This is a genomic window from Ilumatobacter fluminis (assembly GCF_004364865.1).
GTDB classification, from domain to species: Bacteria; Actinomycetota; Acidimicrobiia; order Acidimicrobiales; family Ilumatobacteraceae; genus Ilumatobacter; species Ilumatobacter fluminis.
The window spans coordinates 3,954,573-3,967,070 of sequence record NZ_SOAU01000001.1 but is presented as its reverse complement, the minus strand read 5'-3'; the positions used below and the strand labels follow the sequence as shown (position 1 = coordinate 3,967,070).

Sequence of the window (12,498 nt, the reverse complement as noted above, 5' to 3'; positions counted from 1 at the left end):
CACCTTCTGTTCGGTCTGCGATGGTCACCGGCACCGGGTGTGAACAGAAGGTGCCTGACCCCTTCTGTTCCCCTTCTGTTCCGACCCCATCGGGCGGGGTGGGCTGGCGTACGGTGCGGGGATGGTGGATTCGGGGCGGGGGTGGCTCACGGTCGTGGCGGCGTTCCTGTCGTCCGCGGTCACGCTCGGGACGGCGTACAGCTTCGGTGCCTTCTTCGAGTCGATGAGCGACGAGTTCGGATCCGAACGTGGCGCGACTGCCGTCATCTTCGGACTCACGACCTGCCTGTTCTTCGTGCTCAGCTTGATCACGGGTCGGCTCATGGACCGGTTCGGCCCGCGCCTGGTGTTGGCGATCGGAGCGGTCTCACTCTTCGTCGGGTTGATGCTCACCAGCCGCGTCGACTCGCTCGGCCCCGGCTACATCACGTACGGCTTCGGCGTCGGTATCGCCGCTGCGTGCGGCTACGTGCCGATGGTCGCGATGGTCGGCGGCTGGTTCCTCCGCCAGCGAGCGTTCGCCGTCGGTGTGGCCGTCGCCGGGATCGGTGTCGGCACCCTCGTCATGTCGCCACTGTCGGCCGCACTCATCGACCGGTACGGCTGGCGTGACACCTACGTGATCCTCGCGATTGCCGGTACCGCCGTGCTGCTGGCGTGCATGCCCCTCGCCGCCGCGCCGCCGGGTGACGGCTCACCACAGCCGTCGCGCTTCTCCGACGCCGTGCACAGCCGGGTGTTCCGGCGGTTGCACCTGTCGTCGTTCTTCCTCGGGCTGGCGCTGTTCGTGCCGTTCGTGTTCGTCGGTCAGTACGCCAAGGACGAGGGCGTCGGTTCGGTCCCTGCGGCGGTGCTGGTCAGTGTGCTCGGCGGGGCGAGCGTGTTGTCGCGCCTCGGGTTCGGCGCGCTCGACCGTCGATTCGGATCGTTCCGGCTGTACCGGACCTGCTACCTGATCCACGGGGTGAGCTTCGTCGTGTGGCTGGTAGCGGGTTCGTCGTATGCGCTGATGGTGCTGTTCGTGCTCGTCCTCGGCGTCGGCTACGGGGGGTTCGTGGCACTCGGGCCGATCGTCGTCGCCGATCGAATGGGTGTGGCCGGGCTGGGTTCGATCCTCGGGATCCTCTACACGGCACCCGGGATCGGCGCGCTGATCGGCGCTCCGACGGCGGGCTGGCTGATCGACCGGACCGACGGCTACACGTGGGCCATCGTCGGTTGCATCGCTGCCTGCGCGGTCTCCGTGGTGTTGCTGGTCGGTCTCCCGACCACGGTCGACGGCCGCCTCGAACGCTCGGCCAAGGCCAAGGGCTGACCCGACACCGGTCGTCACGCCGTTCGTCGTCAGCGCCTCGGCTCGTATGACCGGATGGTGGCGACGGCTTCGTGCTCGTCGTCGGTGATGGTGAGCAGCGCTCGGTACGCACGGCCGTCGGCCAAGGCGCCGAGGAGCGGCCAGACCGGCAACGTCGTCGTCCAATAGTCGACGTCGATGAGCACCATCGGCGACGGTTCGCCGTAGCTCTCGTAGTGGTTCTGGGTCGCTTCCTGGAAGATCTCCTGCACCGTGCCCGCCGAACCGCGGGTGAACAGCACGCCGTACGTGGCGACGGCGAGGAGACCCTCCTCGCGCACACTGTTGGCGAAGTACTTGGCGATCTTCGTCGCGAACGCCGCCGGCGGTTCATGGCCGTACATCCACGTCGGGATCCCGATCGAGTCGTACGTCGGCTCGAGGATCGGCCAGCGTTCGCGGACGGCCATCGCTCGATGCAGCCAGTCGGGATCGGCGTACTCTCGGTTCGGTTCGGCACCGTCGGGTCGCGGCGCGAGCACCCTGATCGCGGCGTCGAGTTCGTCGTCGGGGAAGTGTGCCATCCACGCGCCGAGGTGGGTCGCCTCCATCGCGCCGGGGCCGCCACCCGACAGCATCGTGTAGCCGTCGCGGGTCAGGGTTCGCGCGATGCGGGCGACCGCCGCGTAGCCGGGCGCCGAGCGTTCGAGGCCGTGACCACCCATGATCGCGACCGGGCGGGTGCCGGCGAGCGCGTCGTGTAGTGCCTCGGTGAGCGAGTGATCGTGGAGACGTCGGGCGAGGCTCTCGTCGATGAACGGCGGATGCTGCCGGCCGGTGCGTTCCCAGTGGCGGTACACGCGAGCGTCGAAGGTGGTCGCGTACCCGTCGGCACGATCGGGATCGAAGCCGGCGAACAGTTCGTCGGGTGAGTAGAGCTGCCGCCGGTGCAGCGTGTAGGGCCGGTCGGGGCGGTCGCGGACGATCGTCGCTCCGGTCGTGGTGAGGAATCCGGCCTGTGCCGGGGTGAGCAGGCACGACAGGAACACGCAGCCGTCGAACGAGCCGTGCTCGAACCCGGCGGCGTCGCGCAGATCGAGGGCCCGGAACGCTGCGGGCGGTCGCGGTGGCGGCAGCGCGGCCCAGTCGACGGCGGCGTCGACCGTGACGATCTCGATCATCTCGCCGACGCTAACCGGGTCGCTGGTCGTCGGGCTGGTCCTCGCCGGTCGTCATGACCGTCGTCATCGTCGTCATCGTCGTCGCGGCCGGGGTTTTCAGGGCGATCGAGGTCGAGAACGAAACGAATAACACGTGTCTGACGAGGGACTTCGGACCCTTTTCGTTTCCAATGTGTTGCGCAGCGGTGCGATTTCTGCAAGCGTTTACAGCGGCCCGCACAATTCGCGTGGGTCGTGAACCGAGAGCGGTTCCACGCCGCTCACGAAAACGCTTCCATCGCCCAGGCGGTGGAGGGGGAGGATCCAACCAATCATGAAGCGCACTTGGACGAAGCCGGTCGTTGCCGTCGTCGCCTTGTCGCTCGTCGCCGCCGCGTGTGGCGACGATGACGACGAGTCGGGCGACGACACGACCGAAGAGACCACCGCGGACAGCGGTGACGACTCCGGTGACGACGCCGGCGACGACGCCGATGCCGGTGACGACGCTGCGGGTGGCGACAGCCTGCTCGACGGCGCCATTCCCTGTGAGAACCAGTACGAGGGTGAGCAGGTCAGCATCTTCTCGCCGGTCCGAAACTCCGAGGGCGACCCGACGGTCGTCGAAGAGTTCGTGGCCGGTTACGACCCGCTGATGGAGTGCACCGGCGTCGAGATCGTCTGGCAGGGCACCGACCAGTTCGAGACCGAGATCAACGTCCGCCTCCAGGGCGGCGACCCGCCCGACGTCATCGACTACCCGCAGCCCGGCCTCATGGCCAGCCACGTCGACGCCGGCTACCTGATCGCCGTGCCCGACGACATCGCCGAGAGCACCGCGAACGACTTCATCTCCGGCTGGGACACCTACGCCACGTTCAACGACACGGTGTACGGCATCCCCGGCCGCTCGAACGTGAAGTCGCTCGTCTGGTACAGCCCGAGCCGCTTCGCCGAAGCCGGCTACGAGATCCCCGAGAGCATCGACGAGCTGAAGGCGCTGTCCGACCAGATCGTCGCCGACGGCGGCATCCCCTGGGGTGTCGGCGCGGAGTCCGGTGTCGCCACCGGCTGGGTGCTCACCGACTGGATGGAAGACTTCATGCTCCGTGTGAACGGTGAAGAGGTCTACGACCAGTGGGTCAACCACGAGATCCCGTTCAACGACCCGCAGGTCGTGGCCGTGGCCGACGCCGTCGGTGAGTTCGTCAAGAACCCCGACTACCTCGGTGGCGACAACTTGGTGAAGGCGATCGCCACCACCAAGTTCCAGGACGGCGGCACGTGCGTGGCCACCGGCGACTGCTGGCTGCACCGTCAGGCGAGCTTCTACTCGACGCTGTTCCCCGAGGGCACCGACATCTCGCCCGAGGGTGACGTGTGGTTCTTCTACCTGCCGAGCCCGGCCGATGGTCCGAAGTACCTGCTCGGCGCCGGCGACATCTACGCCGCCGCCACCGACCGGCCGGCCTCGATGGACGTCCTGCGCTACACCGGTTCGGCCGACTACGGCCTCTACATGGTCAACACCCGTGGCGAGCTCTCGCCGCACCTGGCCATCGACGTGGCTGCGATCGAGGATCCGCTCGTGCGTGAGCTCTCCGAGCTCCAGCTCGGGGCCGACGTGTTCCGCTTCGACGCCTCCGACCTGATGCCCGGTGCCGTCGGCGCCGGCACCTTCTGGACCGAGATCACGGCCTGGGTGATCGACTCGATCGACACCCAGACCTTCGTCGACAACGTCGAGGCCAGCTGGCCCAGCTGACCCGACTCCACACGTGACGTCGACCGACGTCGTCTGAAAGGGGCCGGGGCGATCAGCCCCGGCCCCTTTCGCATCTTCCGTCGTGGTGACGTACGCTCCTCAGAGAACGTCACCGGTTTGAACAGGGGGTTCCATGGGTGAGTTCATCCGAGCACTCATCACGGTGCTGATCGCGTTCGCCGCGCTCGGCGCCCTACTCGGCAGTCTGTACTGGCTGTCTGGCCGTCTTCCGAAGCAGTGGCAGGAGGGCGCCCGCTACTGGGTGTTCATGCTGCCGGCCACGGCCGCCGTCGTCATCGGCCTGCTCGTTCCCGCGCTGCGCACCATCTATCTGAGCTTCCGCAACGACAGCGGCACCAGCTTCGTCGGGATCGACAACTACCAGACGATCTTCAGCAACACCGGCACGCGGCTGACGGTGTTCAACAGCATGGCGTGGGTCATCGTCGGCACCGCCTTCACGGTCGTGGTCGGCCTGGCGGTCGCCCGGTTCGCCGACAACGTGAAAGGCGAGAAGGCCTTCAAGACCGCGATCTTCCTGCCCGGTGCGATCTCGCTGGTGGGTGCCGGTGTGACCTGGCTGTTCGTGTACGCCGGTCCGCCGTTCGACAACGGTCTCCTGAACGCGATCACCGGGTCGATCCCCGGGCTCCCCGAGAGCATGGGCGGCGGCGGCGATCGGCTCTGGGTGCTCGAGCGTGGTTTCGGTGGTTTCGACCCGCCCGACTCGGCGCCCGGCTTCAACACGTTCCTGCTGATCGTCATCTTCATCTGGACCCAGGCCGGCTTCGCCACCGTCATCTTCAGCGCCGCCCTCAAGGGCGTCCCGGACGACCTGATCGAGGCCGCCAAGGTCGACGGAGCGACCGATCGGCAGGTCTTCTACAAGGTGATGCTGCCGTACATCCAGACCACGGTGATCACCGTGGCCACGACGATCACGTTCGCCGGCCTGAAGGCGTTCGACATCGTCGCTGCCACCACCGGCGGCCGATTCGGCACGAGCACGATCGCCAACGAGTTCTACGTGACCACGTTCGTCCAGGGTCGAGGTGGCCTCGGTTCGGCGCTCGCCGTGCTGCTGTTCGCCCTGGTGATCCCGATCATCTACCTGAACCGACGAGCCCAGAAGCGCGCTGAGGAGATGGTGGGCGCATGAGCACGACATCGGGAGCTGACGTCGATCCGTTCGCGGATCAGGACATGATCGACCACGCCGTCAAGGGCGACGTCGATCCGGTCGGACACAAGAAGGGAGGCACCGGCGCCGCCGTCAGCGGAGCGCTCGGCTCGAAAGCCGGGCTGGTGATCGTCACGATCCTGGCGGTGCTCTGGACGATCCCGACCTTCGGCGTCTTCGTGTCGTCGTTCCGGCCGGAAGAAGACGTCAAGGGCAGCGGCTGGTGGACCTTCTTCACCGATCCCGACGTCACCCTCGACAACTATCGGGCGGTGCTGTCGTCGGGCGCCGGCAACGACGATCTCTGGAAGTATCTCCAGAACTCGTTCATCATCACGGTGCCGGCGGTGTTGCTGTCGGTCGGGTTGGCGTTGCTCGCCGCTTACGCCCTGTCGTGGATCGAGTTCCGTGGACGCGAGTGGATGTTCGTCGCCATCGTGGCGCTGCTGATGGTGCCGCTCCAGATGGCGTTGGTGCCGATCCTGCAGCTGTTCAGCGGTGGTGCCCACATCGGCACGGTGACGATCTTCCCCGATCTCGACCTGACGGGTACCTACCTCGGCGTCTGGATCGCCCACACGATCTTCGGCATGCCGTTCTGTGTGTTCATCCTGAAGAACTTCGTGGGAGCCCTCCCGCGCGACATCATCGAAGCGGCGAAGATCGACGGTGCCGGTCACATGACCATCTTCTTCCGGCTCATCGTGCCGCTGTCGGTCCCGGCGATCGCCTCGCTCACGATCTTCCAGTTCATGTGGATCTGGAACGACTACCTGATCGCCCTGATCTACGCCGGCCAGGACAAGGCGCCGATCACCCGCCAGCTGGCGACGCTGACCGGTACCCGCGGCCAGTCGTGGCACCTGCTCACCGCGGCCGGCATGGTGGCGATGGTCGTCCCGATCGCCGTCTTCTTCGCCCTGCAGCGGTACTTCGTGCGAGGCCTCCTCGCCGGCGCCGTCAAGGGCTGACCATCACGATTCGGTGTCCTCGGCGAGGTACTCGCCGAGGACACTGGTCGTCCGACGGAGCGAGTCCTCGAGCCGTCCGCGCTGGCCGGCCCCGATGTCGTCGCGAGCCAGCTCGTCCTGGACGAGGCGGACGATCCAGCCGGCGTCCTTGTCGACCCAGGTCGGGTGCACGACCGGTCGGGCGACGGTGACACCGTCGGGCGACACGTCGACGTCGACGGTGACGACGGCAGCGTCCTGGCTGGCGGCGGGCCAGCGGTGTGACGTCGGCAGATTCGACAAGATGTTGCCGAGCCCGTACATCACCCAGGTGCCATTGACCTGTTCGATCGGTTGCACGACGTGGGCGTGGTGGCCGACGATCAGGTCGATGATGCCGGGTGCGGTCAGGCGGTCGGCCACCTCGCGCTGGTACGACGTCGGTTCGTGGACGCCCTCTGCACCCCAGTGCAGCGAGACGACCACGACCTCGGCGCCGAGCGAGCGTGCGATCAACGAGTCGGCGAGGATGCGATCCGGGTCGATCAGGGCCGACTGCCAGTCGTCGCCCTCGGGCAGGCGCAGGCCGTTGTAGCTCCACGTGTACGACAGGTGGGTGATCGCGACCCCGTTCGCCTCGAACACTCGTGGCTCGATCTCGTCGGGCGTGCGTGCCATGCCGACCTGACCGAGGCCGTAGGCGTCGAACGTGTCGACGGTGCGGACGATGCCCTCGAATCCGCGGTCGATCGTGTGGTTGCTCGCCGTCGAGCAGCGGTCCCAGCCGGCGGCAGCGAGCATGCCGATCACCTCGGGCGGGACGCCGTAGCGCGGCATCGTCGACAGCTCCTCGCCCTCGGGCGCGATCGGCGTCTCGAGGTGGCACATCGCCACGTCGATGTCGTCGAGGAGCGGTGCCAGTTCGAGCATCATCGGATCGAAGTCGAACCCGGCCGCGTCGGCGGCTGCCGCGTTGCGTTCTGCCTGCCGCCAGAGCGGGCTGTGGGGAAGCGTGTCACCACTGAACGCCATCGACACCCGCCGGACCGGCGGCACCGTCGTCGTCGTGATTGCGATCGTCGTGGTCGTGCTGGTCGCGGTTGCGGCCGATGTCGATGTCGATGTCGATGTCGTGTCGACGGGAGTCGATGCCGATGCCCGGACAGTGGGTGACGTCAGCACCGGGACGGCCGAGGTCGACGGCGACATCGGTGCAGGGGCGGTCGCGGCGACGTCGGTCGTCCCCGTTCGATCCGAGCACCCGACGAGCACGACGAGTGCTGCGATGACGGCCGGTCCCCGCCGGCGGCCCCCGTGCACCCCTCCAGCCTCGCGCATGGCGAGCAATCGTGCGACGACCTGGTCTACGGTGCGGCCCATGTCGCTCGCCGATGCCGCTGCTCACGTCGACCGCTCCTGGGACGACATCGTCCCCCTGCTCCACGACTACATCGCGATCCCCGCCGTGAGTGAGGCCTACGACCCCGACTGGCGCGAGCACGGGTACATCCATCAGGCGGTCGACCTGGTCGCCGAGTGGTGTCGGGGTCGAGCGATCGCCGGGATGACCGTCGACGTCATCGATCCGCCCGATCTCAGCCCGCTCGTCGTCATCGAGGTGCCGGCGTTCGGCGACGCCGCCAGCGACGACACCGCGCTGCTGTACGGCCACCTCGACAAGCAGCCCGAGATGGAGGGGTGGCGTGACGATCTCGGGCCGTGGAAGCCGGTGCTCGAGGGCGACAAGCTGTTCGGTCGCGGCGGGGCCGACGACGGTTACGCAGTGTTCGCGAGCCTGACCGCGATCGAGGCGGTCCAAGCCTCCGGCGGCTCGCACACCCGCTGTATCGTCCTGATCGAGGCGAGCGAGGAGTCGGGCTCGCCCGATCTGCCCGCCCACGTCGAGGCACTCGCCGACCGGATCGGCACGCCGAGCCTGGTCGTGTGCCTCGACTCGGGCTGCATCGATCCGCATCGCATGTGGGTGACGACCTCCCTGCGCGGCGTCGCCATGGCGACCGTCACGGTCGACATCGTGACCGAAGGTCTCCACTCGGGCGATGCGTCGGGCATGGTGCCCGATTCGTTCCGGATCGTGCGCGCCTTGCTCGACCGGATCGAGAACGCCGAGACGGGCGAGGTGCTGCTCGAGGCCTGCAACGTCGACATCCCCGACGAGCGACTCGACCAGGCCCACTCGACCGCCGACGAGATCGGACCGATCGCCGCCCACTACCCGTTCGTGAACGGTGCCGGACCCACGACGCCCCACGGTGCCGGTCAGCTGATCTCGCGCACGTGGCGGGCGGCGCTGAGCGTCGTCGGCGCCGACGGGTTGCCGCCGACGGCGAGCGCCGGCAACGTGCTGCGACCCTCGACCTCGCTCAAGCTGTCGCTGCGCACACCGCCGACCGCCGACGCCGCAGCGGCCCTCGCCGAGATGACCGAGAAGCTGACGACCGACCCGCCCTACGGTGCCCGCGTGACCATCTCGAGCGCCGGCTCGGCAGACGGCTGGAACGCCCCGGCGACAGCGCCGTGGCTCGCCGACGCGCTCGACACCGCGTCGAACGCCGCGTTCGGCGAACCGGCACGCCACTTCGGTGAGGGTGGGTCGATCCCGTTCATGGGGATGCTCGGCGAGGCCTACCCGGAGGCCCAGTTCGTGATCACCGGCGTGCTGCTGCCCGACTCGAACGCGCACGGCCCGAACGAGTATCTCCACGTCCCGACGGCGCGTCGTCTCAGCACGGCGGTCGCCCATCTCCTCGACGCCCACGCCGCGCGTGCCTGACCGGCGCTCGGCTGCTGCGGTGCTCGTCGCGTCGCTGCTCGTCGCCTCGTGTTCGTCGGCGGCCGACGAGTCGGACGAGGGCACCACGACCATGAGCACCGCACTGCCGAGCTCGTCGAGCTCGACGACCAGCACGTCGACGACGCCAGTGAGCACCAGCACCACCAGCACGGTCCCACCCACCACCAGCAGCACCACGACGACCAGCACCACGACGACCAGCACGACGTCGTCGACGACCACCAGCACCAGCACGACGACCAGCACGACGACGCTGCCACCGGTCACGCTGCCGCCGATCCCCGGCATCCCGCCGATCGTGCCGATCGACCCGGCGACCGTGCCGTTCGAGACCGAGTTCGAAATCGGGCGTTCGGTCAACGGCGTGCCGATCACCGTCGTTCGGCGTGGCGACCCGTCGGGCACCCGAGTCCTCGCGGTCGGGGTGATCCACGGCAACGAGGCCGACGGCGTCGCGATCATCGACCGGCTCCGAACCGACCCGGTACCGCCGGGCGTCGAACTCTGGCTCGTCCGGTCGATGAATCCCGACGGCGAGGCGATCGGCGACCGCCAGAACGCCAACCTCGTCGATCTCAACCGCAACTTCCCCGAGAACTGGGACGTGCTCGGCGAGCCGGGCTTCTGGCAGTACGGCGGGGTCGGCCCGGCGAGCGAGCCCGAGACGCAGGCGATGGTGGCACTCGGGTCGGGCGTCCGACCCGACATCGTGCTCTGGTACCACCAGGACCTGTTCCGCCTCGCTCCCGGCACCGGACGAGCCGGCGACATCCGGCTTCGCTACGCCGAGATCGCCGGCCTGCCGATCGTCGACATCTCGGGTGGCACCTACACGGGCACGGCGTCGCAGTGGGCACGAACCGTGATCCCCGAGGGCGGTGTCGGCATCACCGTCGAGCTCGGTCCGACGCTGTCGCCCGAGGAGGTCGACCGCCACGTCGCCGCCGTCGCAGCGATCGCCACCGAGTTCTTCTGAGCGGGCCGGGTCAGCGGGCGAACCAGTCGCCGCCCGCGATCGGCGTCAGCGACAAGCCGTTCCCGTAGGCGTAGGCCCACGCTGCGACGCCTCGTCCGGTAACGATCTCGACCCGGCGATACAGCCCGGCGACGGTGTCCTCTTCCTCGTCGAGGACCTGCAGCGCCTCGACGAGCCGTTCAGGTCGGAGTCGGAACGTGGTGCCGACGATCGTCCCCGCCCCGTCGAAGACGGCGGCCGGGTACCCGAGTCCGGTGTCGAACAGGGTGCCGCCGGCGGTGTCGTCGACCCCGTCGTCGGCCGCGAACGGTTCGAGGAACGACCAGCGGACGTCACCCCGACGCAGCGTCCCGTACACGAACAGCGCGTCGAGCCGTGACGCCATCATGCGTTCCCGTTCCCGTTTCCGTTTCCGTTCCCGTTCCCGTTCGTCCGGGCCGGGTCGGCCTCTTCGGTGTCGGCGGCGCGCGCCGCCGCGTCCTCGTCGATGCGCTGCTGCGTGGCTGCCGACGCCAGGCCGATGACGGTGCCCTGGCTCGGCACCGGGTCGTTGCGGCAGATGAAGGCGAGCTGACCGTCGAGCACCCGTGCGACCGGGACGAACTCGTCGGCCTCGGTCGCCGTGGTGATCATCGTCGACGCGGGCGCCGAGCGGACGCGCCAACCCTGCCGGGTCCGCTCGTCGATCAGCCCGTAGTCGACACCGTCGATGCCGATGATGCGGCCGAGGATCTCCTCGGGGAGTTCGCCCTGGCGCTGCTTCGACGAGGGCTTGAGCTGGAAGGTCTCGCGCCGCCCGAACACGCGAGCGAAGCGCGTCGCCGCGAGCGCGTTCACCTCGTCGTTCGGGGTCATCGCCAGGATGCGCCCGATGCCGCGCAGGTCGAGTTCGTGCGTGGCGTCCTCGGTGAGCACGCTCAGGCGTCGAGCCGGCAGGCCGAGCGCGACCGAGCGGGTCACGTTGTACGGGTCGGTGTCGACCAGCATCGTCGTCACGTCGAGATCGGTGAGCTGCTTGGCGAGACCACGGGCCGTCGGGTGGGCACCGACGATGAGGACACCGTTGGCGCGGGCCTCGGCGAGGCCGAGTTTGCGGGCGAGCGGGCCGGCGAAGAAGCCGTACACGACGATCGTGCCGATGATCACGAGGAACACGACCGGCACGATGATCTCGGCTCCCCGCACGCCCTCTTCTTCGAGTCGGAGTGCGAAGATCGCCGACACGGCGGCGGCGACGATGCCGCGAGGGGCCATCGCCATCAGGAAGAGCCGTTCGCGCCAGGTCAGGCTCGTGCGGACGGTCGAGGCGATGACCGACAGGGGTCGTGCGACGAACACGAGCAGGGCGAGGAACATGAGCGACGGCAGGATCACGTCGCGGAGCTGGTCGGTCTCGATCCGGGCCGCGAGCAGGATGAACAGTGCGGAGATCAGCAGGGTCCGCAGGCTCTCGTTGAACTCGAGCAGCTGGCGGACGGCGGCCGAGTCGCGCCGGGCGAGCCAGATGCCCATCACCGTCACCGTGAGCAGCCCCGACTCCTCCTGGACCTCGTTGCTGAGCACGAAGCCGACGACGACGATCGCCAGCGTGATCGGGTTCGCGAGGTGGTCGGGGATCAGGAAGCGACGGAGCGCGTGGTCGACGATCCAGGCGAGGACGAACCCGATCCCGATGCCGGCGACCAGGGTGAGGCCGACCACGCCGAGCGTCGCGGTGATCGCCTCGCCGGGTTCGTCGGTCAGGGCGACCTCGAACGCGATCAGCGACGCCGTTGCACCGATCGGGTCGATCAGGATGCCCTCGGCCCGCAGCATCGGCCCGGTGCGGCCGCTCGGCCGGACGAACCGCAAGAGCGGTCCGACCACGGTGGGGCCCGTGACGATCAGGACGGCGGCGAGCACGGCGGCCGCACCGCGACTGATGTCGAACAGCTGCATGGCGCCCCAGGCAGCCACGAGGAACGTGATGAGCGCGCCGATCGAGATGAGCCGTCGGACGACCGTGCCGGTCGATCTGAGTTCGCGCGGCGGCAGGTCGAGCCCGCCCTCGAACAGGATCAGGGCGACCGACAGCGACACGATCGGGAACAGGGTGTCGCCGAGGAAGGCGTCGGGATCGATGACGCCGAACACCGGACCGAGCAAGAGGCCCGAGATGAGCAACAGGATGATCGAGGGGATCTGGCTCCGCCAGGCGACCCACTGCGCGGCCATGCCGACGCCGACGATGATGGCCAGGGTGGGGCCGAGTGCGGATTCGGTGGCAGCGAGCAGCATGGTGGTGTCGGGGGATACGCAACGGCGAGTCCAGCACTGGCCGAACTCGCCGATCGCACTGTTCTAGCGGAATTCTCCCGA

The 12,498-nt window shown here is 68.4% G+C and carries 11 protein-coding genes; 6 read left to right on the top strand and 5 right to left on the bottom strand.

From position 1 onward, the window contains the following. The first annotated feature begins 121 nt into the window (after positions 1–121). A complete protein-coding gene (locus BDK89_RS18000) occupies positions 122–1,315 on the top strand; it encodes an MFS transporter (protein WP_133870268.1) in 1,194 nt (397 codons plus the stop codon). Positions 1,316–1,344: 29 nt separating this feature from the next. Here BDK89_RS18000 and BDK89_RS17995 read toward each other — a convergent pair whose 3' ends face one another. Next, positions 1,345–2,475: an LOG family protein gene (locus BDK89_RS17995; RefSeq protein ID WP_133870267.1), complete on the bottom strand. Its 1,131-nt coding sequence runs from the start codon at positions 2,473–2,475 to the stop codon at positions 1,345–1,347. Positions 2,476–2,788: 313 nt separating this feature from the next. On the opposite strand from BDK89_RS17995, the gene BDK89_RS17990 reads away from it, so the two are divergent. The 3 genes from BDK89_RS17990 to BDK89_RS17980 all read left to right on the top strand — a co-directional run bounded on the left by BDK89_RS17990 (position 2,789) and on the right by BDK89_RS17980 (position 6,370). Next, a complete protein-coding gene (locus BDK89_RS17990; RefSeq protein WP_133870266.1) occupies positions 2,789–4,219 on the top strand; it encodes an ABC transporter substrate-binding protein in 1,431 nt (476 codons plus the stop codon). 133 nt (positions 4,220–4,352) lie between these two features. Continuing rightward, a complete protein-coding gene (locus tag BDK89_RS17985) occupies positions 4,353–5,378 on the top strand; it encodes a carbohydrate ABC transporter permease (RefSeq protein WP_133870265.1) in 1,026 nt (341 codons plus the stop codon). Further along, positions 5,375–6,370 (top strand): carbohydrate ABC transporter permease, encoded by a 996-nt coding sequence (locus tag BDK89_RS17980; protein ID WP_208294116.1) that lies wholly within the window; start codon positions 5,375–5,377, stop codon positions 6,368–6,370. The genes BDK89_RS17985 and BDK89_RS17980 overlap by 4 nt, the downstream gene beginning before the upstream one ends. A 3-nt stretch (positions 6,371–6,373) precedes the next feature. Here BDK89_RS17980 and BDK89_RS17975 read toward each other — a convergent pair whose 3' ends face one another. Both BDK89_RS17975 and BDK89_RS21885 read right to left on the bottom strand, forming a co-directional pair. Beyond that, positions 6,374–7,381 carry a CapA family protein gene (locus BDK89_RS17975; RefSeq protein ID WP_243839262.1) on the bottom strand — a complete coding sequence of 336 codons (1,008 nt, stop codon included), beginning with the start codon at positions 7,379–7,381 and terminating at the stop codon, positions 6,374–6,376. Next, positions 7,365–7,610 carry a hypothetical protein gene (locus BDK89_RS21885; RefSeq protein WP_166657670.1) on the bottom strand — a complete coding sequence of 82 codons (246 nt, stop codon included), beginning with the start codon at positions 7,608–7,610 and terminating at the stop codon, positions 7,365–7,367. Before BDK89_RS21885 ends, BDK89_RS17975 begins: the two co-directional genes overlap by 17 nt. Positions 7,611–7,727: 117 nt before the next feature. Between BDK89_RS21885 and BDK89_RS17970 the strand changes: the two genes are divergently transcribed. Together BDK89_RS17970 and BDK89_RS17965 are read left to right on the top strand one after the other, a co-directional pair. Next, positions 7,728–9,143, top strand: coding sequence for a M20/M25/M40 family metallo-hydrolase (locus BDK89_RS17970; RefSeq protein ID WP_133870263.1), 1,416 nt, complete (start codon positions 7,728–7,730; stop codon positions 9,141–9,143). Then, a complete protein-coding gene (locus BDK89_RS17965) occupies positions 9,136–10,140 on the top strand; it encodes a M14 family zinc carboxypeptidase (protein WP_133870262.1) in 1,005 nt (334 codons plus the stop codon). The genes BDK89_RS17970 and BDK89_RS17965 overlap by 8 nt, the downstream gene beginning before the upstream one ends. A gap of 10 nt (positions 10,141–10,150) precedes the next feature. On the opposite strand, the gene BDK89_RS17960 is transcribed toward BDK89_RS17965, so the two are convergent. Further along, entirely contained in the window at positions 10,151–10,528 is a 378-nt protein-coding gene (locus BDK89_RS17960) for a gamma-glutamylcyclotransferase family protein (RefSeq protein ID WP_133870261.1), read from the bottom strand. Next, positions 10,525–12,417, bottom strand: a complete 1,893-nt coding sequence (locus BDK89_RS17955) for a cation:proton antiporter (protein ID WP_133870260.1) — start codon at positions 12,415–12,417, stop codon at positions 10,525–10,527. Before BDK89_RS17955 ends, BDK89_RS17960 begins: the two co-directional genes overlap by 4 nt. Positions 12,418–12,498 lie beyond the last annotated feature (81 nt).

Excerpts from the sequence above, each read along its gene's own strand:
- BDK89_RS18000 (WP_133870268.1), top strand. The coding sequence starts at position 122 with ATGGTGGATTCGGGGCGGGGGTGGCTCACGGTCGTGGCGGCGTTCCTG.
- BDK89_RS17995 (WP_133870267.1), bottom strand. The coding sequence starts at position 2,475 with ATGATCGAGATCGTCACGGTCGACGCCGCCGTCGACTGGGCCGCGCTG.
- BDK89_RS17990 (WP_133870266.1), top strand. The coding sequence starts at position 2,789 with ATGAAGCGCACTTGGACGAAGCCGGTCGTTGCCGTCGTCGCCTTGTCG.
- BDK89_RS17985 (WP_133870265.1), top strand. The coding sequence starts at position 4,353 with ATGGGTGAGTTCATCCGAGCACTCATCACGGTGCTGATCGCGTTCGCC.
- BDK89_RS17980 (WP_208294116.1), top strand. The coding sequence starts at position 5,375 with ATGAGCACGACATCGGGAGCTGACGTCGATCCGTTCGCGGATCAGGAC.
- BDK89_RS17975 (WP_243839262.1), bottom strand. The coding sequence starts at position 7,381 with ATGGCGTTCAGTGGTGACACGCTTCCCCACAGCCCGCTCTGGCGGCAG.
- BDK89_RS17970 (WP_133870263.1), top strand. The coding sequence starts at position 7,728 with ATGTCGCTCGCCGATGCCGCTGCTCACGTCGACCGCTCCTGGGACGAC.
- BDK89_RS17960 (WP_133870261.1), bottom strand. The coding sequence starts at position 10,528 with ATGATGGCGTCACGGCTCGACGCGCTGTTCGTGTACGGGACGCTGCGT.
- BDK89_RS17955 (WP_133870260.1), bottom strand. The coding sequence starts at position 12,417 with ATGCTGCTCGCTGCCACCGAATCCGCACTCGGCCCCACCCTGGCCATC.